This is a genomic window from Pseudoalteromonas sp. S2721 (genome assembly GCF_005887425.1).
Classification (GTDB): Bacteria; Pseudomonadota; Gammaproteobacteria; order Enterobacterales; family Alteromonadaceae; genus Pseudoalteromonas; species Pseudoalteromonas simplex.
Genome location: NZ_PNCZ01000009.1, coordinates 103,314 through 124,864, shown reverse-complemented (window position 1 = coordinate 124,864; position 21,551 = coordinate 103,314). Strand labels below are relative to the sequence as shown.

Here is a 21,551-nt window from a genome sequence, read left to right as displayed (position 1 = left end):
GCAAAAAATAAGAGAAATAAACGTGATTATTCCAGCACTCGATGTATTACAAAACCAAATTGTGCGCTTATACCAAGGTAAGTATGATACAGCACAATTTTACCCTTACGAACTTGGCGCACGCTTGCAAGAGTACGCAAACAGCGGCGCAGGCAAACTGCACTTAGTTGATTTAGAAGGCGCGCGCGATCCAAATAAAAAACAGTGGCAGCATATTCAAGCTGCAACCAAAGCGCTTAATGTGCCTTATCAAGTGGGCGGTGGTATTCGCTCTGAGCAAGATGTTGCTGACTGGCTTGAAGCCGGTGCTAACCAAGTCGTGATCGGCTCAATGGCCGTTGAAAAGCGCGAACAAGTAAAGGCGTGGATTGAAAAATTTGGCAGCTCTCACTTTGTTATCGCACTGGATGTTAATAAAACTGACAACGGCTGGGCACCCGCAACACATGGTTGGTTAAGTGAATCTGAGTTTGGTTTGTTCGAACTTGTTGATTTTTACGTGGCACTTGGCGTGGTTGATTTTCTGTGTACTGACATCAGTAAAGACGGCACCATGACTGGCCCTTCGTTTGCACTTTATGAAGATTTAACCAACCACAACAGCGAGATTAAAGTTCAAGCATCAGGCGGTGTAAGCTCACTTGATGATATTGCAAAGCTGAAAAAACTGGGCGTTGGCGGTGTTATCTTAGGTAAATCATTGCTTGATGGTGCCTTTAATGTTGAGGAGGCGCTAGCATGTTATCAAAACGCATAATCCCTTGTTTAGATGTAAAAGACGGCCAAGTCGTTAAAGGCGTTAAATTTAAAGGCCATGAAGTGGTTGGTGATATTTTAACGCTTGCCAAAGCCTACAGCGATGCCGGTGCGGATGAACTGGTGTTTTATGAAATCAGTGCCAGCGTCGAAAAACGCCTACTTGATGTTAATTGGGTAGAGAATATTGCACGCCACATTGATATTCCATTTTGTGTGGCAGGCGGCATTAAATCTGTTGCCGATGCAGCACGTGTTTTAGAACGTGGTGCAGATAAAATCAGTATTAATAGCCCTGCAATTGCTCGCCCAGAGCTTATCAAAGAATTACACGATGAGTTTGGTAAACAATGCGTAGTTGTGGGTATTGATAGCTTTTATGATGAAAACACTGGCGAATATTTAGTGTACCAGCTGACTGGCGACCCAAATGCATCAAGCCGTACTCGCTACAAAACCGAAGAATGGGTTAAGCGCGTGCAAGACCTAGGTGCTGGTGAAATCGTGCTCAATTGTATGAACCAAGACGGCGTGCGTAAAGGCTACGACAATGTTCAGCTATCAAAAATGCGTGCACTGTGCGATATTCCTCTGATTGCATCAGGCGGCGCAGGTACGATGCAAGACTTTGTTGATGTGTTTCAGCAAAGTCAAGTTGATGGCGCACTCGCTGCTAGCGTATTTCACAAGAACGTCATTGATATTGGCGAACTAAAACAATTTTTAACTGATAATAATGTAGCGGCAAGACTATGCAATTAACCAAAGACACTCTTTCTCAAGTCGATTTTGCCAAAAGCGAATTGATCCCAGCTATTGTGCAAGACGCAAGCTCTGGGGTGATTTTAATGCAAGGCTTTATGAATCAAGATGCATTAGCTGCCACTTTCGACAAACAAAAAGTAACCTTTTACTCGCGTTCTAAAGAGCGTTTATGGACCAAAGGCGAAACATCAGAAAACTACCTTGAAGTCGTTTCTGTGCACACCGACTGTGATTACGACTCACTATTAGTACTGGCAAACCCACTTGGGCCAACATGCCACCTTGGTACACAAAGCTGCTTCGGCGATGATGCTAAACCTAGCTTGTCGTTTTTAGCTGAGCTTGAACATGTGATTGTCTCGCGTAAAGACGATGATCCAAGCAAAAGCTACACTGCGTCTTTGTTTGCAAAAGACTTAAGCCGTAGTTGCCAAAAAGTGGGTGAAGAAGGCGTTGAAGTTGCCCTTGCAGCCATGAAGCATGATAACGATGAATTAACCAATGAATCGGCAGACTTACTGTATCACTTAACCGTGTTATTACAGCGCCAAGGCCTATCATTGGCTGATGTGGTGAGCTGTTTACAAGGTCGCCATAAGTAAATTAAGTTCAGTTAGATGCACCTTTTTAGGTGCATCTTTTCAATTTATAAACTATTACATTCAGACTGTATACTTCTAAACTCTAAACGCCAAAAAGCTTTTCGATAGTAAAAAGTTTTTAAACCCATTAAACCTTTTTTATCAGCACCTGCGACTAAGCTAATAACACCATAGATATGAAGGGAAGAACCATGTTAAGTACAGTAAAAACACTCTCACTCATTGCCGCAGGCTTATTATCAGCACAAACATTTGCTTGGGGTGATATGTCACTACAAGAAACTAAAAACCTAGCGCTAGATGCAGCTTCACTAAGCGCTTTAAAAGTAGAAGCAGGCTCTGGTTTTTTACACATAACCGGTAGTGACAGTGATGAAGTAACCGTTAAAGCCGAGATTTATCAAGAAAAGCCTCATGATGAATACTGCTTAAACCTTGAAGCTAAAGGCAATAACGCAGCACTTAGTGCAGGCCAGTGCGATTACCACACCAATAAGCAAACTCGCATTGATTTAACTGTTGCGATCCCTCGTTCATTTAATGTAAAAGTGCACGATGGCTCTGGTGAAATTATTATCAGCAAAGTCGCTGATACAGTGATTAACGATGGTTCAGGTTCAATTACCGCAAATGACATTACAGGCACATTAGAAATCAATGATGGTTCGGGTAGCATAGAGGCACGTAATATCAGCCGTGATATTAAAATTCATGACGGCTCAGGTAATATTGATGTTGCCAACGCACAAGGCAATATCGAAGTACACGATGGTTCTGGTGGTATCGACTTAAATGATATTTCGGGTGATGTTGTCGTTTCAGATGGCTCAGGCAGCATTCGCGTTGATACTGCAGCAAACTTTGAGTTACTAAGTGATGGCTCTGGTTCAGTAAAAGTGACCAACATTGCTGGTAAAACTAAAATGTAAGCCTGCGCTTTTACCATATACGCAACTAAAATGCCCTCCTTTACGAGGGCATTTTGCTTTGTAATCACCAATCTTTATTAGCATTTTTACAAGGGCTTAGGTATCCTTTAGGAAACGTTTAAGGAACTGCTATTTAAAAGGATAGCCTGATATGAAAAAGCCACTCGCCGCCTTACTAACTGGCCTTGTTTTAACCGGTTGTACAGGACTAACAACTGAACAACAAACAGCCATTGATAACTTAACCCCTTGCGAGAAAATTAACGCCCTATTAGGTGCTTACGATAACCGCTTTGAAGGCTTAAAACGTAGCCGTGTAAATACAAAATACATGGAAACATGGACAGCAAAATACAACCTTATTGCCGATAACTGTCAAATCACGGCGCTTGATAAAGACAATGTTACCTACCGCTGTGTAGGCAACTACGAGCAACAGCAACAAGCTGTTACCGATCACACCCGTGCGGTTAATTTTACCCAAGCTTGTTTAGCAAGTAATAACTGGCATCAAACACAAAAAGAGTCTGCTGAATCGCTACGCACCACGTTTGTACTTGATGAAAACAACCCTGTTATCTCAATTCATTCGGGTAAAACCCTATCACGCAAACAGCCTTGGTCTACCACTCTTGAAATTGGTAAGCCAATTGAAGGCAAGTAATACACTCATGAAGGCTATATTAGCCTTCACATCACTATGACAAAATCAAAAAAACCAACCAGCCAATTTAAAACAGATTGCATCGGTCAATGTCATCGCCTAAATGGCTATTGCACTGGCTGTGGTCGCAGTAATGATGAAATTTTTGATTGGATCATTTTATCCGAGCAAGAAAAGCAAGCGATTTTAAATACTCCTCGCCCTGACATAAAAGCGAAATAGTTCTGACACCCAAGCGTCATTAAAGCTTGTTAGCCTGATTCAAACTGACCATCAGGTAACGATAATGACCGCTATTTTTGTAATTAACTTAGCAAGCTCTACTGAACGATTAAACCGTGTTAGCCATGAGCTAAATGCACAAAATTTGGCATTTGAACGCCTTGATGCAATTGATGGTAGAGAGCTGTCTGATATAGAGATAACCAAGCACTATAGTGCTGATTTAAACCTAAACAAATACCATAAGCCCTTGAGTAAAGGTGAAATTGGCTGTTACCTGAGTCACAGAAAAGCATGGCAAACCATTGTCGATAGGCAATTAGATTACGCCATTATTTTAGAAGATGACTTTGTTCTCGACCGCTCTATTCACAGTGCAATTGAAAACATAAATACATTAAAACAGCCTTGGCAGCTAATAAAGTTAGCGGCTTATAAAGACCGTAATCGCGACATTGCCTTTACTAAACCCCTTGCCGATGAGCAACATTTAGTTATTCATAAAAAGCTTATGTCTGGCTGCTGTGCTACGGCTGTTAGTTTTGAAGGTGCAAAAGCGCTATTACGAGCCACTGCCGAATTTGGCCGCCCCGTTGACTGCGATTTACAACATGTGTGGGAAACCGGTGTTTATGGGTATTCTTTACTGCCCTATCCGGTATCACAACCCGATAATTCACAAAGCGATATTCGTGATAGATCAAGCAAAGTTAAAAAGTCGTTTTGGCGACGTAAAAAACAGCAGCTACAAAGTGCACTACTAAACGCAAAATACACTAATCAGTTTGTAAAAGCGCAGCAAGTACCAAGCAAACAGAAAGGAGCCGCAGCTCCTCTCTTACCAATCAAAAATCATTAACGATTTATTTAGCTTGGCTGTTATTTAGCTTGATTTGGGTGGCCAACACCCATCCATGCTTTAAACAATGCCATTTGAGCTGGTGTTGCATCTTTTAATGCTTTGACCTTTTTCTCTTTATCAAAATCTTCGCTAAGTGTTAGCGTTGTACTTTGCAGTGCATCGCGTCGAATGAAGTCAACAGTCACTGTGTCGCCTGCTTTGAACGTTTCGAGGCTGGCTGTTAAATCTTTACCCACATGCTTTTTGTTAAACGCGACGATTTTATCATCCGTTGTTAAGCCCGCTTGCCATGCAGCGCCACCACGGCGAACATGCGTTAGGGTGAGTAACTCACCGCTGTTTTTAGCAAACGAATCAATACTCGGTATTGATTTTGCGCCTTCTGGGCGAATTAAACCTAAGCCTACTTTTGCAAGTAACAAATCAAAGTCGATAGCAGCTGGCTCGTCCACATTCGATTGCCACCAAGCACTGTAATCACGACCAGTTAGCTCTTTTAAAATCGCTTTAACATCATCTGGTGTAAAACCATCTGGTAAACGGTGCTTGTTATAAAGCGCACGGTGAACATCGCGGTAACTAATTTTGCCATCGCTTTTTTCTAGCAAATCAATATCGAGTGCCATTGAAATCAACGCACCTTCTAAATAGATATTAGTGCTGTAGTTGCGAGCGTGGTCGCCGCCTTGATTAATCCACTTATCAAAGCTTGTTTCAGTTGCACTTTGTACTTCGCGACCCGGTGTTTGTAAGTGACGATTAATGGTTTTCGTTAACGTACCGAAGAACTCATCAGTTGTTTCAATACCAGCACGCACCATTAAGTGATCTTCAAAGTAGCTGGTTGAGCCCTCTGCAATCCATAATGTTTTCGCATAGTTAATATTGGTGTAGTCGTACGGTGCGATACCTTTAGGGCGGTATGCTTTTACGTTCCAAGTATGAATAAATTCGTGTGCTGCGGTGCTGATAAACGCAAGGTAATCTTTACGAGAACCAAAACGGTCACGTGGGCGCTGGATAATTGTTGAGTTTAAATGCTCTGTTGCACCGCCTGCTCCTGACGTAGCATGCACCATAAATACATAACGCTCATACGGGTAGCTATCCCAAATTACATTACCGGTTGTCACTAGCTTTTTAAGGTCAGTTAGCATTTGATCTACGTCGTAGTTGCCTTCACCCCAAATAACTAACTCATATTCACGGCCATCAACGGTGAACTTGTGTAGCTCGTTGATACCCGTTTCGATTGGTGAATCAACTAAAATATCGTAATCAGCGGCTTTAAAACTGTGTTTAGAGCCCGCATTTTCCATACCCGATACTGAACGCCATGCTTTTGGTACATCTAGTTCAACTTTAACTGGATCTTGACGGAATGATTCACTGAACATGAAAAAGCCTGATGCATCAATGAAGGCATGGCTGTCATCAATATGACGAGCACGTTTACCTAGCTCGTTAGCGTAAACTTGGTAATCAACATTGACTTGAGTAGGTTCGTTTAGATGAACACGCCACGTGCTGTGGTCAATTTTTTCCCACTTTAATGCTTTACCATCATCATCTTTTGCTTCGAAAAAGCGCACACCATTGGCAAGATTTAAAATTTCGTAACGGCCAGTACGCCAAGCTGGAAGTTTAATATCTAAATGCGCTTGTGCTGTTTGCGGAAATTCAACACTTACATTACCTAAATGGTGCTCTGGCTGAGTGATAGACAGTGAGTAGTTCACATCTGCAAACGCACTGCTAGAACAGGCCGCCAAAATAGACATTGCCAAAAACTTTTTCATAACAACTCTTTTTATTACTATCAAAATTACGAAATAGACTAACAATTGCGATAAAAAATGTGAATTAAAAACCGATAAACAGCCATTGCAACAAGTTTGATAGACAAAATAGCTAAGTTTTTGACTTGGAACCTACATTTCGTACTATTTTGTTGTAAACTTAGCTTATAGACAGTTGATTAATAACGGCGGTATTACTCGGTGCAGCAACAGCATGATCTTCTTAATAAAAAGTTAAAACAAGCAATCGATGCCCGGACGGTTGTTGAGGATGCACGCAAACACCAAGTTGAGGTTCTTTCTCAGTTTGCTGCAAAGTTATCTCTAAGTTGTAAGGGCTTAGATATTGAGTTAGATAATCGCCTCGCTAAGTTTAGAAGTGCTCTGAAAAAAGGGGTTGACTTTAACCTTCTTTCACCTTTTATTGATGATGTTCTAGGGCTATTAAAACACCAAGAAGCAAAGCAAATTGCTTTACAACGCGAACTTAACAACAGTGTCAATGATGCAGGAAAGCAGCTACAAAAAGTAAAAGGTTTACCGGATGATGCCCGTCGTTCTTTACGCCATTTGCTTGATCATGAGTTAAATAACATCCAATCTAACCATGACTTTATCCCTTTATTATCTAAACTGGTAATAATTTATCATCAAGCTTTACAGGCAAAGCTTTCGACAAAAAGTGAAACTGAATCACAAATTAAACCCGAGCTTGCAGCCGAACTACTTAACCTAGCAAATGATCTCGTTTTAGAGGATGAAAGCGCTGAACAAATCAAAGCAATAAAGAATAACATTACACATAACGACTGTATTGATGATTTACTTGATTCTGCTCTAAAAATTATCACGATTATTACTCGTAATATGAGTAAAGAGCGTCAATCAGCACAGAGTTTTTTGATCTCTTTAAATCAAACAATTGAAGATTTACATCATTCAATTGTTTCAACCAGTAAACATTCTGAGTCACTTAGCGCTGAGTACGAGTCGCTAAATAAGCAAATAGAAGCAAAAATTAAAAACCTTAATACTCAGACGCAACAAGCAACGTCAATATCGTCCCTCAAAGAGCTAGTCGAAGAAGAGTTAAAATCATTAAGTGATGATTTAATTGCAAAAGAAAAATTAGAACAGAGTGAAAGAGAGCATTTATTAAATAGCTTTAACGACATTAATAAAAGAATAAGTCATTTAGAAAGCAAACTCTCAACTTACAAAAAACGGTTAAATGAACAACGCTATAAAAGCTTACTTGATGGTTTAACAAAGCTACCAAACAGAGCCGCGTTCGATGAACGTTTTAATCATGAATTTCATTTATTTAACATCCAAGAGTCTGATGTGACATTTGTGGTGCTTGATGTCGATCACTTTAAATCTATTAATGATAGGTATGGCCACAGTGCTGGCGATAAAACATTGCAAGTTATTGCTAAAGCACTACAAAAATCAATTCGTAAATCAGACTTTATTGCCCGTTACGGTGGTGAGGAATTTGTGTTATTAATGACAGGCATGTCTATTGAAAATGCAGTTAGCTCTCTTGAAAAACTGCGCAAAAATATTCAGGCAATACCGTTTAAATTTAAAGATAAGCAAGTAGAAATCACTATTTCTCTTGGTGCTACCCAACTTAAAAAAGGTGATACCCCGCTGATTGCTTTTGATCGTGCCGACGATGCTCTGTACAAAGCAAAAAATGAAGGACGAAATAAAGTTTGCATTAGCAAATAAAGCCCTTATCTCAATGGTGAGGTCTTTGACACACAATGATAAAGGCTCATAGATGAGCCAGGAGAGTGCTTATGTTAAAACAACTGAATCCTACAGGTGTACTGGATTTACTATCGCAACTAGAAGTTGATCTACTCGAACAGTCATCCACCAGCGAGCGCTATAAATTATTTAGGAACTGTGTGCTCGCGGTTCTCAATGTGGGCAGCCACACCGATTCAAGCTCTGAAATTTACAATAAATACGAAGACTTTGATATTCGCTTATTAAGCCGCGAGCGTGGTATTAAAATTGAACTTGAAAACCCACCCGAATCCGCTTTTGTTGATGGTGAAATTATCACTGGTATACATGAACATATCTTCTCGGTTATTCGCGATATTCTGTTTATTTGTCAAAAATACGAAAAAGACTTAACAGAGCAAAAAACCATTACTCATATGGTATTCGACATGCTGCGAAATGCAGGCGCACTGAGAGTGAATAGTGATCCGAGCATGATAGTTTGCTGGGGCGGCCACTCAATTAACGAAGTTGAATACAAATATACAAAACAGGTTGGCTACGAACTCGGCCTTCGTGGCTTAAACATTTGTACTGGTTGTGGCCCAGGTGCAATGAAAGGCCCAATGAAAGGTGCCACCATCGGCCATGCTAAACAGCGTATTACAGATAATCGTTACTTAGGTTTAACCGAGCCAAGTATTATTGCCGCTGAGCCACCTAACCCGATTGTAAATGAATTGGTGATTTTACCCGATATCGAAAAGCGCTTAGAGGCATTTATTCGTACCGCCCATGGCATTATCATTTTCCCAGGTGGTGCAGGCACTGCAGAAGAGTTGTTATACCTTTTAGGTATTTTGTTGCATCCTGATAACGAAAAACAATGTTTACCAGTGATCTTAACTGGACCTAAAGAAAGTGAAAACTACTTTATTGAGCTGTGTAAATTCGTTGAGAAAACACTCGGTAAAGCGGCGCTTGAGAAATTTGAAGTAATTATTGATGACCCTGAACGTGTGGGTAAAACACTCAAAGCGAAAATGGCTGATGTGCGTGAATACAGAAAGAGTCAAGGTGACGCTTACTACTTTAACTGGACGCTAAAAATCGACCATGATTTCCAACAGCCGTTTGCACCAACTCATGCTAATATGTCGAGCTTAGATTTACATTTAGATCAACCAACTCAGCAACTCGCAGCTAACTTACGCCGAGCATTCTCAGGCATTGTTGCAGGTAATGTTAAAGACGAAGGTCTACAAGCCATCAAACAACATGGCCGCTTTATACTTAGTGGTGAGCCTTCGTTAATGGCTGATATGGATAAGCTGCTGGCAGCATTTGTAGATCAAGGTCGTATGAAGTTGCCTGGCAGTAAGTACATCCCTTGCTATGAGATCAAAGCTTAACAGGAGACTATGTGACAACCCAATTACTTTTAATAGATGCGCTAAATCTTATTAGGCGCATCTATGCTGTTGATAGTAATCAGAGTCATCACAGTGAAGAGCATATGATAAAAGCAAGCTGTGCCCGAGTGGCACATGCTTGCAAAAAGTTACGCCAGCAAACGAATGCGACTCACGCCATTGCCGTGTTCGATGGTGAAAGAAGTTGGCGTTATCACTACTTTGAGGCGTACAAAAGCACTCGCTCACCAATGCCTGACACCCTCAAGCAAAACTTATCACGCTTTAAACAAGCAATTGAAGACACAGGCATTGTGGTGTTTTCACCTGATAACGATGAAGCCGACGATATCATTGCCACCCTTGCTTACAAAGCAGCTACAAATAAAGTAGCTTCGACTATCGTGTCTACTGATAAAGGCTTTTTACCGTTTTTATCTGAACAAATAGCTATCTATGACTACTTTAAAAAGCAATACATTGAAGTTGAAGATATTAAACAGCGCTTTAATGTACCAAAGCATCGACTTGCTGATTTTTGGGCTTTGGCAGGCGATAAAACCAATGATATTCCTGGTGTTAAAGGGATCGGTAATAAGTCGGCACAGCAATTAATTAATGGTTATGAGTCGATAGAAGCGGCCATAAACGACGATGAGCTAAACCCTACTCTTAAACGCAAGCTAAGCTCAGAAATGGAGATGTTTGTGATATCAAAAAACCTCGTCATGCTGCGTACTGATATTAACTTAGGCTTTAGTTTAAAGCAGTTAAGGCTCAATTAGTCGCAATCTCGTAGCACAGTTGGCCAACTGAGCGTATACTGAAAATTCGCGTTAATTTTATAGAGTTACACATGTTTAAAAAGGTTTTCCAATATCTGGTACTTGGGTTAGGTGTTTATGCACTGATAGCAACCCTCGTGATCACTTTTTATAAAGATGATCCACAAGCCATGATCTGGCAAGACCGTGAAGCCTTCAATAAGCGATATATTGCAAAGCTATCTGTTGATAAACCTGAAAATCTAAATGCGGTGCTTGATTATTTAGGCAGCCCCGATCTAACCTATGCAAAACGCACCGAAGACAATGTTTGGCAAATAATTTTTTACCGCACTCAGCACGTTAAATCCGATGGAATAACGACAATAGACGAGTGCACGGGCCTACTTTTTAAGAATGGTCAGTTGGTGTTATGGGGGCCAAGTGCCTATGAAAGCTATCAACAAGAAACCTAAACGCTTATGATGGAAAATGTAACCCCTCGGGAGCTAGCGCGCTTATTTGATAGTACGCACCAATTACTTAAACTTTACCATCAAAAGCAAAAATGGTCTCAAATCTTCCCTTTATTAAGTAACCTTGCTGAGCGGTACTACCTATTATACCAAGCCTACCCAAAAGGGATGCAAGCGCAATTAAGCTTGTATGTAGCGAACCACGGCTACACCACAAATTTAGTCGTAAACCAATGTGTTGTAGCCTGCATTTTATGCCGTAGTCTTAATTACAACCAAGCTATTAGTGAGCAAATTATTAGTTGCTGCTTAGCTAATTACCTGTGCGTGCAATCGCAAAGTAACAAATTGGCAGCAAGTAAAGCACTCACCCCGCAAGATAAAAAACTATGGCAATGCCGTCATCAATTAGCGGCAAAACTACTAAAAGAGTCAGGCTCGCATACACTGCCTATTCAGCATTTATTAGCGCGTCTAAATAAGTATAAACAAGCACTACTAAGTGCACCGAAAATTATGATTTACGATGGTGCAACAACCTTAGTTGCTCTAGCTAATATTATTGCGATGAATACGACTTATCGCGAGTCAGGTGGGCACATAAGCGTATACAAAGCGTTAGCTGATATATATTTGCGTACACCGAACGAATTTGCACAAAATGCCATAAAAGCTCTGATTGCGCATATTGGCCCTTACATTCCGGCCAGTGAAGTAAAATATGCCGAACAAGTACTTATCTATTTAGCGACAGATGAACATGGTCGTCATATTTTAGTCGATGTGAGTCGTCCTGAAAAAATTCGTTGGCATCGCATCAAGGCAAGCTTAACGACTTGCGCTAAGCAAAGGCCTTGTAAAGATACTCGCTTGCTCTACACAGTATGGTTTAGTGAGAACATAAGTTTTGCTGAGCCACAACCAATAAATGAGCAACGTAGGCAACAATATTTAACGTTAATTAGTGCATTAAAAGTATCAAAAGAATATAGCTATCAAGGTTTAAATAAGCTTTTAAGCCCCTACCCTGAATTAATAACACAGCTCACTGTTGCCGCTAAACCCTATAATAAAGAGCAGCAAAGAGCTAAAGACTTGCGCCATTGTTTATCTATGGTCGGATACGATAACGCCCCTGCGATTATTCAAAAAGTATTATTTCAACGCTTAGTCGCAACCACCTCTCACCCACTTTTTCAGCATATCTCTAAGCGCCTTGAGAACATGGTACGTATTATCCAAGCGTTATTTAAACACATCGATTCAATTCAATTTGAGCAGGTTGCTTTGCCATTGTATGCCTATGTTCTTTATCTTTGTGAACATCAAGCAACCAGTATTTCCCGTAAAACGGTATTTGAGCAAGCTGAAAAACAAGTGATTAGCCCTCCTCTTGGCTGTTTGTTTGGGGTTAGTCAGTTAAACCAAGAACCACTAACGGCGTATTTAAATCAACTAATTGGCGATAACAATTGGACACAGCATTTACTTGGTAGTGAGCAACATAAAAAACAAACTCTCGATATTAATGAAAAACATTGGGTCGCGATTAAGCTATTTACTTATTATGTTTTTCAGCCAAAAGCACTTTTTAGTAGTTGGCAGGAACAAATTATTTTCGATAGTTTATCGGCCGCTGGATGGCAATCAAAAGCAGATTTTTATGCATATCTCAAAAACTGTGAATTTGCAGACAATTTTTAGATTGTGTTGTTAAAAAGTGCGAAAACGTTAAATAAATATGAACTTTAGTCTATTTATAGTCAGTATTCACAGGATAAACTGGCAAAAAGCTGAATAAATTGCTATAAAAGCCGCTTAAATTTTCAAACACATCCACGTAAACCCTCTAACAAGTAAATCGCATGCTATTTCGCGATAAGTTTACGTGTTTATCTACTCATAAATAGGAAAAGTAAATGGCTAAACAAACCATCACAGTGATCAAAGGCGACGGCATTGGTCCTAGCATTATTGATTCAGCACTTGAGATCCTTAAAGCTGCAGGTTGCGATTTTGATTATGAATTCGTTGATGCTGGCCTTGCTGCCCTAGAAAAAACTGGTGAGTTACTTCCGCAAGAAACAATCGACACAATCGCGCGTAACAAGATCACTTTAAAAGGTCCATTAACAACACCAGTTGGTGAAGGTTTCACTTCGATCAACGTAACTTTACGTAAAAAGTTTGGCCTTTACGCTAACGTTCGTCCTGTTAAGTCATTTGCAGGTACAAAAGCTCGTTACGATGACATCGACATCATCACTATTCGTGAAAACACGCAAGGTATGTACTCAGGTCTTGGCCAAGTTGTTTCTGAAGATGGTAACGAAGCTGAAGCAATGTCAAAAATCACCCGTGAAGGTGCAGAAAAAATCGTTACTTTTGCATACGAACTAGCGGTACGTGAAGGCCGTAAAAAAGTAACTGCTGTACACAAAGCGAATATCCTTAAATCTACATCTGGTTTATTCTTAAAAGTGGCACGTGAAGTAGCTGAGCGTTACCCACAAATCGAATCAACCGAAATGATTGTTGATGCAACTTGTATGAAACTAGTTATGACTCCTGATGAGTTTGATGTAATCGTTACTACAAACTTATTCGGTGACATCCTATCTGACCTATGTGCTGGTCTTGTTGGTGGTTTAGGTATGGCTCCTGGCGCAAACATCAGTGAAGATGCTGCTATCTTCGAAGCTGTACACGGTAGCGCACCAGACATCGCAGGTAAAAACCTTGCAAACCCAACGTCGGTGATCTTAGCATCTATCCAAATGTTAGAGCACTTAGGTATGGGCGACACTGCAGAGCGCATCCGCAGCGCAGTTGCTGATGTTATCAAGTCAGGCGACCGTACAACTCGTGACCTAGGTGGCAGCCACGGTACTACAGACTTCACTCAAGCTGTAATTGAGCGTCTATAATAGAACACTTGTTTGGGGCTAATAAACTTAGCCATTAACCACCTAGCAAAAGCCAGTCTACGACTGGCTTTTTTATTACCTCACTTAACTAGACACCCACAACTTAACCAGACATCCACTTTATCTAACAAGATTTAAAAACATAAAACTAGACACCCACATTTATTCTTTCAAAATACTAACCAGACATCCAATTTAATATTTCTCACTTCTCAAAATTATGACTAAACTTACACTGTTCAACTCATGGAGGAGAAGAGCATGGCAACCCCTCGTAGAAACTTAATTAGCGTTTCAAACACGCCTTATTATCACTGCATTTCACGCTGCGTTCGTCGCGCTTTTTTGTGCGGGCAAGACCCACTAACTGGTCGCTCATTTGAACACAGACGCGATTGGGTTGAAAAGAAACTACTTCAACTTGGTCGTATATTTTGTATTGATGTTTGTGCTTACGCAGTTATGAGTAACCATACTCATCTAGTACTTCATATTGATATAGCAAAAGCAAATCGTTTGAATAATAAAGCGATTCTGATTAGATGGCACAAGTTATTTAAAAGTACATTCCTTTGCCAACGATTCTTAGATGGTGACTTACTTACACAAGCAGAAGTCACTGCGGTTAATACCAGAGTAAATTTATATCGAGAGAGGCTCAGTAGCATCAGTTGGTTTATGCGCGTTCTTAATGAGAGTGTTGCTCGAAAAGCAAATCAAGAAGATGAGTGTAAAGGACGCTTTTGGGAAGGTCGCTTTAAGTCACAAGCATTACTTGATGAAGCAGCTCTTGCAGCTTGCCTTGCTTATGTAGATTTAAATCCTGTTAGAGCGAAAGCGGCTGATTTACCTGAGCAATCTGACTACACCAGTATAAAAACACGCATTGAGTCAGCTCAAAACAATAAGCAACCAAAATCACTTATGCGTTTTGCAGGTAAACCACGTAAACATATGCCTAACGGACTACCTTTTGAGCTCAAAACATACCTACAACTGGTCGATTGGACTGGCCGCTCAATACGAGAAGATAAACCAGGGAAAATCCCAGAAGATGCATTACCAATTCTTGAACGATTAAATATTTGTATTGATAACTGGCTTACACTCACCACTTCCTTTACCCGCTCATTTAAAAATACTGCAGGTAAAGAACAAGCTATCACAGCTTATACAAATCATATGAAACGAAAACGAAGAAGCTCTATAGCTAATAGCTTAGCCTTATTTACTTAGGTACGCATTCGACACTAAAAATCAGTCTTACAAATCCAATCCTTTTAATTCTAGAGGCATAACGACTTTTGCAACTAGCGCTGACCAGTGTGTAAAATTAAAGATTAACTCAGCACATAAGGCTGAAATTTAATAAATGACAATGAAAAATCACTATTCTTTCTAGCAATTCAGCTTGTTCTCAATAATTCACATCTTACTTAAGCTACATCTGTTTAAAAATAAGTTGGGTGTCTCATTAAACTGATTAAATATAAGTTGGGTGTCTATTTAAAAATATCCAAACCTTATTGTAGCGAGGTGTTAAAGTGGGTGTCTAATTATAAAAAAGAAACCTATTCTGATAGTAGCTAAGTTATTCGTGGGAGAAATGGAAATGAACTAACTATTGGTATAGTTACCAATTTTCCACACTAACAACTTAATGCATAGTTACACCCCAAAACAATGACAATAAAACACACGGGTGCAGAAAAAATATCAAAAAATGAAAATAAAGAGAAATTAATGCAAAAAGCCTCATTTGCGGTTGACATCAGTTTCCAAAACGCTTAAAAATACTCCTAACATTTTTTAAACAGCAGCCATCTAGTCGGCTGTGCATTTTTTAGAAGAAAATTAAAAAATAATGAATATTCGCCGTCACCTTTTAGTCGTCAACGTTCTCGTACTGGTCTTAGTTACAAGCCCAGCGGGAGGCTATTAAAAGGTGAAAGCACGCTTTTTAAAAAACCCCCGCCATATGCGGGGGTTTTTTTATGCATTTATGCTTGCACACACAGAGGAATGAGGATGAGTACAACTGAATACAATGGATCCGAACTAGTTGTTCGGGCACTTAAAGAATTGAATGTTAAGTATATTTTTGGCTACCCAGGTGGCTCTGTTCTTGATTTATATGACGCGTTATTTCAACAAGAAGATATTGAACATATCTTAGTACGTCACGAACAAGCAGCAACTCATATGGCTGATGGTTATGCTCGTGCTACCGGTGAAGTCGGTGTGGTGCTAGCAACGTCAGGCCCTGGCGCGACAAACTGTGTAACAGGTATCGCGACAGCGTACATGGATTCTATCCCAATGGTGGTGTTATCTGGCCAAGTTCCTACTGGTTTAATTGGTGATGATGCATTCCAAGAAACTGATATTGTTGGTTGTTCTCGCCCTATCGTAAAGCACAGCTATAACTGTCGAAGTGCAAAAGATATTCCAACAATCTTAGCTAAAGCATTCTACTTAGCCAGCACAGGCCGCCCTGGCCCGGTTGTGGTTGAATTACCAAAAGATATGCTTAACCCTGAGTTAAAGTTCCCATTCGAATTTCCAAAAACAACTGAGCTTCGAACTTATAACCCGAACACTAAAGGCCACTCAAAACAAATTCGCAAAGCAGTTAGCGCAATTTTAGAAGCTAAAAAACTGGTTATTTACTCAGGTGGCGGCATTATTCTATCAAATACCTCTGAGCAACTGACTCACTTGGTTGAATCATTAAACGCGCCTATCACTAACACCTTAATGGGTCTAGGTGGTATCAGCGGTACTCACCCTAACTTTATTGGTATGTTAGGTATGCATGGTAGCCTTGAGGCAAATAAAGCCATGGCAAACGCTGATGTTATTTTAGCTTTAGGTGCTCGATTCGATGATCGGGTAACGAATAACGTTAAAAAGTTCTGCCCTAATGCCACTATCGTTCATGTTGATGTTGACCCAACCTCAATTTCTAAAACAATTAAAGCGCACATCCCGGTTGTTGGCTGCTTACAAACAGTGCTTGAACAGTTACAAACGGCGATTGATAAAAGCCCTATTTCAATTGATCGTTCTGCACAAGAAGACTGGTGGCGTCAAATCATTAGCTGGCGTGAACAAAAATGCCTAAGCTACAGCACTGATGGCGATAAAATCAAACCACAAGCGGTTATCGAGGCAATTTACAAAGCAACCAATGGTGATGCTTACATCAGCTCTGATGTAGGTCAGCATCAAATGTTTGCAGCTCAGTATTATCCGTTTAAACACCCTCGCCAATGGATTAACTCTGGTGGCTTAGGCACCATGGGCTTTGGTTTACCTGCGGCAATGGGCGTTAAGCTTGCCTTCCCTGATAAAGAGTCTATCTGTGTGACGGGTGATGGTTCAATTCAGATGAACATTCAAGAGCTATCAACTTGCTTACAATACAATTTAGCTGTGAAAGTTGTGTCGTTGAATAACCGTTCACTGGGCATGGTACGTCAGTGGCAAGATATGATGTATTCAGGTCGTCACTCATCTTCTTACATGGAATCACTTCCCGATTTCGTGAAATTAGTAGAAAGCTATGGCCACGTAGGTATTCGCGTTGATCATATTGATGAGCTTCAGCCTGCTATTGAAAAAGCCATGTCTATTAACGACAGACTGGTATTTTTAGACATCTGTGTAGATGAAAAAGAACATGTTTACCCTATGCAAATCAAGCTAGGGGCAGTCGATGATATGTGGTTACGTAAAGGAGTAAAAGCATAATGCGCCGTATTTTATCAATCTTATTAGAAAACGAACCTGGCTCGTTATCGCGCATTGTAGGCTTATTTTCACAGCGCGCTTACAACATCGATAGCCTGACTGTTGGCACGACTGACGATCATTCTCTTTCGCGTATTACCATTACAACCATGGGTGATGATCGTATCGTTGAGCAAATCACTAAACAAGTGAACAAGCTTGTAGATGTTCTTAAGATTATTGACTTAACCGAAATGGCGCACATCGAGCGTGAGCTATTATTAGTGAAAGTTTTTGCCCAAGATGAAACCACTCGAGCAGCAGTAACGCGTGTTGCTGATGTATTCCAAGGTGCTATTTTAGATATGGGGCGCCACAGCTACACACTACAACTCGTAGCGAGCACAGAAAAAATTGAATCTTTCCTTGATACTTTGCGTCATGAATCAGACATTATTGAAGTGGTACGTTCAGGTGCGGTTGGTATTGGTCGTGGTGATAAAGCGTTAAAGGCATAAGCCTTTTTCGCTAGCGCGACAAAACTCCAGATACAAAAAAAGGGCTATAAGCCCTTTTTTCAATAATTAGTAAGTTACCCTATTAAGGATTAACTTGGTCTTTAAGACCTTTACCCGCTTTAAAGCTTGGGATAGTTGCTGCTGCGATTTGGATTTCTGCACCAGTTTGTGGGTTACGGCCAGTACGCGCTGCGCGCTCTTTTACTGAGAAAGTACCGAAACCAACTAATGCTACTGAGTTACCTTCTTTAAGAGAGCTAGTAACTGCGCCAGTGAATGCATCTAGTGCACGAGTTGCTGCCGCTTTTGAGATTTCTGCATCAGTAGCAATTTTTTCAACTAATTGAGCTTTATTCATTGTTAGATTCCTATTCGTTATTATTTTGCCTTCGCAAAACCTATCTTTATGCATTTTTGAGAAGTTAGCAACAGCAAATTGCTATTTTTACGTAATTTATTCAAAAATGACTACTATTTAACTATCAATCACAAGGTTAGTGACATCAGTATTAATAAAGACTTAATTTAACTTCCATCACAAAATTTTATGATAGCCAAACCATCATTCAATTTTCTCGATAACCAAGGTAACTTCCCCGACCTCAAAGCCAAACTTATCAATAGCGGTACGGTTTATCAAGCGTGATTGTGTTACCAAGTACATCCAATCATCGAAATTTACCACTAAAGTACTACCATCATATGGAAGCTCGACAGAATATGTCCAATGGAACACGCTTCCATTGCTCTCACCCTTTGCTTCGCCAATCACATCTGATGCTGTCCCTGTGATACTGCCATCATCATTAATGGTAATGTACCAAACACGGGTTTGCGTTTCGCCATCATCATAAACAAATTGCTCGTCAATCACTCCCTGATTGCCGTTCCAAGATGCTTGCATGTCAACTACCAGCTTACGAGTTAACTCGCCCTTGTGGTCTTGCACAACGCCGTAGGCTTTGAGCTCACCACTAAAAAACTGCTTAAAGTCAAACTTAGGCTCTGTTCCTTGATAATAATCAACATCAGGCGCAGAGCAGCTGGTAATTAACAGTACCATAGCAAAAATAAAGAGTGCTTTGAGCTTAATCATGTTTCCCTCCAATAAGCTGTTTACGAAGTGATGGTTCAGACGTATCGGCGCTTAACCAAATTGCTAAGAAGTTGTCAGCGAATCTATTATCATCGATCTGACCTAGCTTTTTATCATTAAAGTAGAAAGTACCAATTCCTTGCTCGTTGGTTTGAAACGACAACGAATCGTTTTTTTTGATATCAGGCCAAAGGGCTAATAATTGTTTATCGTAAGCACCAACCATGTCATTGAGCTTTAAATGTTGCCATTGCTCGTTGGTTGCTTTGACGATGTCTTTCGCATCGAAATCCCGCAAATAAGTCAGTGTAAGTTTGCTGGGGTGTTGGCCAAACTGATACGAACCCGATGGGGTCTCTAATTTAGCGTTATAAACATCCCAAAACAGATACTCCATTTTCGCTTGGCCCACCTTTTTAAAGCCATTTGCATATACGCCCGCAGAGAACAATAACGCAGCAAATAAACTTAAATTAAGTGACTGTTTCATCGAATAATCCTTAAAGTTGTGTTGTAAAACACTACGAAAAACCACCTAAAACTGATCATTTAGCCGCTAAAAATCGCTTATTAATAGCGATAATAGCCATAAACATACTTGCCCAACCCAAACCATAAACGAGCCAAAACTGCCAAAGAACGAGCTCAGTATTAAGCACTTCAAAGCGCATTCCAGCATAGTAACTAGCAGGAGCAAATAGCGCGCAAACACCCCAAGCAATATACCAAGGCAGCTTTTGTAGAAAGTGCATCGAAGTATTAATGGTTAAAAGTAGTGCAGCCCAAAGTACAGCAAGCCATAGAGGAAAAGGGCTTACTTTAAAGGCAAGTAAATTTAAGCTGCTGGCAAGCCATTCATAGCCCAGTGCGAGAGGCAAACCACATAAGAGTAGCCAACTATCTTGCTGGCGTTGCTTTGATAGATAAATCATCAAAGCGACAACAGCTAAAGCGGGTATCAGAGAGTTGTGCTCAAGGAGTAAGGCCATAAACCATACCCCTTGAAACAAAGCAAAATTAATAATCGAGCGCGATATCATCGCCAGAATGGCCAAAACGAGGTTTACGGGCAACTAAATGAACGGTACTGATAGCACGGGTTCTAAACGCACCTTCACAGTAAGCTAAATAAAATAACCATAAGCGATAGAATCGCTGGTCAAATTTCACTTTATCTATTTCAGGCCAGCTAGCCACAAAACGCTCACGCCAATCAGCCAAAGTTCTTGCATAGTGAACACCAATATCTTTTACACTGTGCACAACCATGTCTGTTTGCTGCTTTATTTGCTTGTTCATTTCGTCTAAACAAGGTAAACAGCCACCTGGGAAGATGTACTGCTGAATAAAATCGGAATTTTTAAGGTAATGACTGTAACGCTGATCAGCTATGGTGATTGCTTGAATAAGCATTGCACCACTGTCTTTTAATAAAGACTGACATTTGGCAAAAAAGCCTGGCAAATACTCATGCCCAACAGCTTCAATCATTTCAATTGATACAAGCTTATCGTACTTGCCCTCTAAGAGGCGGTAATCCTGCTTTAATAACGTTATTTTATGCTCAAGGTTAAGCTCTTTAACCTTTTGTTCAACATAGGCATGTTGCTCATCAGAAATGGTGGTCGTTGTTACATGGCAATCAAAATGTGTTGCTGCATAAATCGCAAATGCGCCCCACCCTGTGCCAATCTCAATCACCGAATCACCAGGTTGTAAATCAACCTGCTCACAAATCAATGCTAGTTTGTGCGCTTGGGCCTTTTCAAGGCTAGCTTGTTTTGACGGGTAAACAGCACATGAATACAACATTTCGTCACTTAAAAATGCACTGTATAAATCGTTGCCTAAATCATAGTGCGCCGCAATGTTCTTTTTTGAACCGCTTGCTGAGTTTTTATTTTTAATGTGATTAACTCGGTGCGCAATGCCACTTAAGAAGGCGAATTTTTTCTCGAATGCATCTAGCTGATCTTGATTAAGGGCAAATATTTCGATAAGTTTAGTGAGGTTGTCACAATCCCAATAGCCGAGAATATAAGCCTCTCCAGCACCCACACTGCCAGATAACGCAAATGACTTATACATTGCTGCATCATTTACCGTAACCGTTGCATGTAAATCACTTGTAATGTCACCGAATTGCTCTGTTTGGTTACCCTCTTTAAGAGTAATGCAACCGATGTTGATACTGTTGAATGCACCTATTACCAGTTTTTTATAAAGCTTTGTCATCCAGCCGGTCGTTTGGGCTTGTGTTAAATTTGATACTTTTTCCATCACATCA

General features: G+C 40.4%; 22 protein-coding genes. 16 read left to right on the top strand and 6 right to left on the bottom strand.

Going from position 1 to position 21,551, the window contains the following annotated elements; genetic code table 11:
* The first annotated feature begins 22 nt into the window (after positions 1-22).
* The 7 genes from CWC02_RS04285 (at position 23) to CWC02_RS04255 (ending at position 4,797) form a co-directional block, all read left to right on the top strand.
* Positions 23-757: a 1-(5-phosphoribosyl)-5-[(5-phosphoribosylamino)methylideneamino] imidazole-4-carboxamide isomerase gene (locus tag CWC02_RS04285; RefSeq protein WP_063707479.1), complete on the top strand. Its 735-nt coding sequence runs from the start codon at positions 23-25 to the stop codon at positions 755-757.
* Complete coding sequence (gene hisF, locus CWC02_RS04280; protein WP_054552014.1) at positions 739-1,518, top strand: imidazole glycerol phosphate synthase subunit HisF; 780 nt, start codon at positions 739-741, stop codon at positions 1,516-1,518. The genes CWC02_RS04285 and hisF overlap by 19 nt, the downstream gene beginning before the upstream one ends.
* On the top strand, positions 1,509-2,123 hold the full coding sequence (gene hisIE / locus CWC02_RS04275) for a bifunctional phosphoribosyl-AMP cyclohydrolase/phosphoribosyl-ATP diphosphatase HisIE (RefSeq protein ID WP_138616620.1): 615 nt from the start codon (positions 1,509-1,511) through the stop codon (positions 2,121-2,123). The genes hisF and hisIE overlap by 10 nt, the downstream gene beginning before the upstream one ends.
* Positions 2,124-2,314: 191 nt before the next feature.
* Complete coding sequence (locus tag CWC02_RS04270; RefSeq protein WP_138616618.1) at positions 2,315-3,052, top strand: DUF4097 family beta strand repeat-containing protein; 738 nt, start codon at positions 2,315-2,317, stop codon at positions 3,050-3,052.
* 151 nt (positions 3,053-3,203) lie between these two features.
* A complete protein-coding gene (locus CWC02_RS04265; protein WP_138616616.1) occupies positions 3,204-3,716 on the top strand; it encodes a hypothetical protein in 513 nt (170 codons plus the stop codon).
* A gap of 36 nt (positions 3,717-3,752) precedes the next feature.
* A complete protein-coding gene (locus CWC02_RS04260; RefSeq protein WP_138600737.1) occupies positions 3,753-3,938 on the top strand; it encodes a DUF1289 domain-containing protein in 186 nt (61 codons plus the stop codon).
* A 64-nt stretch (positions 3,939-4,002) separates the two neighbouring features.
* A complete protein-coding gene (locus CWC02_RS04255; RefSeq protein ID WP_138616614.1) occupies positions 4,003-4,797 on the top strand; it encodes a glycosyltransferase family 25 protein in 795 nt (264 codons plus the stop codon).
* Between the two features lie 20 nt (positions 4,798-4,817).
* Here CWC02_RS04255 and CWC02_RS04250 read toward each other — a convergent pair whose 3' ends face one another.
* Positions 4,818-6,599, bottom strand: a complete 1,782-nt coding sequence (locus CWC02_RS04250; RefSeq protein ID WP_138616612.1) for a M61 family metallopeptidase — start codon at positions 6,597-6,599, stop codon at positions 4,818-4,820.
* Positions 6,600-6,800: 201 nt separating this feature from the next.
* Here CWC02_RS04250 and CWC02_RS04245 point away from each other — a divergent pair, with 201 nt between their 5' ends.
* The 9 genes from CWC02_RS04245 to ilvN all read left to right on the top strand — a co-directional run bounded on the left by CWC02_RS04245 (position 6,801) and on the right by ilvN (position 18,168).
* Entirely contained in the window at positions 6,801-8,336 is a 1,536-nt protein-coding gene (locus CWC02_RS04245) for a GGDEF domain-containing protein (protein WP_138616610.1), read from the top strand.
* 71 nt (positions 8,337-8,407) lie between these two features.
* Positions 8,408-9,751, top strand: coding sequence for a nucleotide 5'-monophosphate nucleosidase PpnN (gene ppnN / locus CWC02_RS04240; protein ID WP_138616608.1), 1,344 nt, complete (start codon positions 8,408-8,410; stop codon positions 9,749-9,751).
* Between the two features lie 11 nt (positions 9,752-9,762).
* On the top strand, positions 9,763-10,536 hold the full coding sequence (xni, locus tag CWC02_RS04235; protein WP_138616606.1) for a flap endonuclease Xni: 774 nt from the start codon (positions 9,763-9,765) through the stop codon (positions 10,534-10,536).
* A gap of 71 nt (positions 10,537-10,607) precedes the next feature.
* Positions 10,608-10,991 (top strand): DUF3192 domain-containing protein, encoded by a 384-nt coding sequence (locus CWC02_RS04230; RefSeq protein WP_054552003.1) that lies wholly within the window; start codon positions 10,608-10,610, stop codon positions 10,989-10,991.
* Between the two features lie 6 nt (positions 10,992-10,997).
* Positions 10,998-12,695: a hypothetical protein gene (locus CWC02_RS04225; RefSeq protein ID WP_138616604.1), complete on the top strand. Its 1,698-nt coding sequence runs from the start codon at positions 10,998-11,000 to the stop codon at positions 12,693-12,695.
* Positions 12,696-12,910: 215 nt separating this feature from the next.
* Positions 12,911-13,918, top strand: coding sequence for an isocitrate dehydrogenase (locus CWC02_RS04220; RefSeq protein ID WP_054552001.1), 1,008 nt, complete (start codon positions 12,911-12,913; stop codon positions 13,916-13,918).
* A 261-nt stretch (positions 13,919-14,179) separates the two neighbouring features.
* Positions 14,180-15,154 carry a transposase gene (locus CWC02_RS04215; protein ID WP_138616602.1) on the top strand — a complete coding sequence of 325 codons (975 nt, stop codon included), beginning with the start codon at positions 14,180-14,182 and terminating at the stop codon, positions 15,152-15,154.
* 792 nt (positions 15,155-15,946) lie between these two features.
* Positions 15,947-17,671 (top strand): acetolactate synthase 3 large subunit, encoded by a 1,725-nt coding sequence (locus CWC02_RS04210; protein WP_138616600.1) that lies wholly within the window; start codon positions 15,947-15,949, stop codon positions 17,669-17,671.
* Entirely contained in the window at positions 17,671-18,168 is a 498-nt protein-coding gene (gene ilvN / locus CWC02_RS04205) for an acetolactate synthase small subunit (protein ID WP_054551998.1), read from the top strand. The genes CWC02_RS04210 and ilvN overlap by 1 nt, the downstream gene beginning before the upstream one ends.
* 82 nt (positions 18,169-18,250) lie before the next feature.
* Here the strand turns inward: ilvN and CWC02_RS04200 are convergent, their stop codons facing one another.
* The 5 genes from CWC02_RS04200 to CWC02_RS04180 all read right to left on the bottom strand — a co-directional run bounded on the left by CWC02_RS04200 (position 18,251) and on the right by CWC02_RS04180 (position 21,544).
* Complete coding sequence (locus CWC02_RS04200) at positions 18,251-18,526, bottom strand: HU family DNA-binding protein (protein WP_004586404.1); 276 nt, start codon at positions 18,524-18,526, stop codon at positions 18,251-18,253.
* Positions 18,527-18,730: 204 nt separating this feature from the next.
* Positions 18,731-19,264 carry a DUF3833 domain-containing protein gene (locus tag CWC02_RS04195; RefSeq protein ID WP_054562353.1) on the bottom strand — a complete coding sequence of 178 codons (534 nt, stop codon included), beginning with the start codon at positions 19,262-19,264 and terminating at the stop codon, positions 18,731-18,733.
* Positions 19,257-19,754: a chalcone isomerase family protein gene (locus tag CWC02_RS04190; RefSeq protein WP_138616598.1), complete on the bottom strand. Its 498-nt coding sequence runs from the start codon at positions 19,752-19,754 to the stop codon at positions 19,257-19,259. Before CWC02_RS04190 ends, CWC02_RS04195 begins: the two co-directional genes overlap by 8 nt.
* Before the next feature lie 55 nt (positions 19,755-19,809).
* Positions 19,810-20,304, bottom strand: coding sequence for a DUF2878 family protein (locus CWC02_RS04185; protein ID WP_138599482.1), 495 nt, complete (start codon positions 20,302-20,304; stop codon positions 19,810-19,812).
* Entirely contained in the window at positions 20,282-21,544 is a 1,263-nt protein-coding gene (locus CWC02_RS04180) for an SAM-dependent methyltransferase (RefSeq protein ID WP_138616596.1), read from the bottom strand. The genes CWC02_RS04185 and CWC02_RS04180 overlap by 23 nt, the downstream gene beginning before the upstream one ends.
* Positions 21,545-21,551: the final 7 nt, after the last annotated feature.

What these genes read in the sequence shown, in the direction of transcription:
- hisIE (WP_138616620.1), top strand. Translation starts at nt 1,509, where the DNA reads ATGCAATTAACCAAAGACACTCTTTCTCAAGTCGATTTTGCCAAAAGC.
- CWC02_RS04195 (WP_054562353.1), bottom strand. Translation starts at nt 19,264, where the DNA reads ATGATTAAGCTCAAAGCACTCTTTATTTTTGCTATGGTACTGTTAATT.
- ilvN (WP_054551998.1), top strand. Translation starts at nt 17,671, where the DNA reads ATGCGCCGTATTTTATCAATCTTATTAGAAAACGAACCTGGCTCGTTA.
- CWC02_RS04180 (WP_138616596.1), bottom strand. Translation starts at nt 21,544, where the DNA reads ATGGAAAAAGTATCAAATTTAACACAAGCCCAAACGACCGGCTGGATG.
- CWC02_RS04270 (WP_138616618.1), top strand. Translation starts at nt 2,315, where the DNA reads ATGTTAAGTACAGTAAAAACACTCTCACTCATTGCCGCAGGCTTATTA.
- CWC02_RS04210 (WP_138616600.1), top strand. Translation starts at nt 15,947, where the DNA reads ATGAGTACAACTGAATACAATGGATCCGAACTAGTTGTTCGGGCACTT.
- CWC02_RS04185 (WP_138599482.1), bottom strand. Translation starts at nt 20,304, where the DNA reads ATGATATCGCGCTCGATTATTAATTTTGCTTTGTTTCAAGGGGTATGG.
- CWC02_RS04190 (WP_138616598.1), bottom strand. Translation starts at nt 19,754, where the DNA reads ATGAAACAGTCACTTAATTTAAGTTTATTTGCTGCGTTATTGTTCTCT.
- CWC02_RS04200 (WP_004586404.1), bottom strand. Translation starts at nt 18,526, where the DNA reads ATGAATAAAGCTCAATTAGTTGAAAAAATTGCTACTGATGCAGAAATC.
- CWC02_RS04220 (WP_054552001.1), top strand. Translation starts at nt 12,911, where the DNA reads ATGGCTAAACAAACCATCACAGTGATCAAAGGCGACGGCATTGGTCCT.
- CWC02_RS04255 (WP_138616614.1), top strand. Translation starts at nt 4,003, where the DNA reads ATGACCGCTATTTTTGTAATTAACTTAGCAAGCTCTACTGAACGATTA.
- ppnN (WP_138616608.1), top strand. Translation starts at nt 8,408, where the DNA reads ATGTTAAAACAACTGAATCCTACAGGTGTACTGGATTTACTATCGCAA.
- CWC02_RS04215 (WP_138616602.1), top strand. Translation starts at nt 14,180, where the DNA reads ATGGCAACCCCTCGTAGAAACTTAATTAGCGTTTCAAACACGCCTTAT.
- hisF (WP_054552014.1), top strand. Translation starts at nt 739, where the DNA reads ATGTTATCAAAACGCATAATCCCTTGTTTAGATGTAAAAGACGGCCAA.
- CWC02_RS04250 (WP_138616612.1), bottom strand. Translation starts at nt 6,599, where the DNA reads ATGAAAAAGTTTTTGGCAATGTCTATTTTGGCGGCCTGTTCTAGCAGT.
- CWC02_RS04265 (WP_138616616.1), top strand. Translation starts at nt 3,204, where the DNA reads ATGAAAAAGCCACTCGCCGCCTTACTAACTGGCCTTGTTTTAACCGGT.
- CWC02_RS04225 (WP_138616604.1), top strand. Translation starts at nt 10,998, where the DNA reads ATGATGGAAAATGTAACCCCTCGGGAGCTAGCGCGCTTATTTGATAGT.
- CWC02_RS04260 (WP_138600737.1), top strand. Translation starts at nt 3,753, where the DNA reads ATGACAAAATCAAAAAAACCAACCAGCCAATTTAAAACAGATTGCATC.
- CWC02_RS04230 (WP_054552003.1), top strand. Translation starts at nt 10,608, where the DNA reads ATGTTTAAAAAGGTTTTCCAATATCTGGTACTTGGGTTAGGTGTTTAT.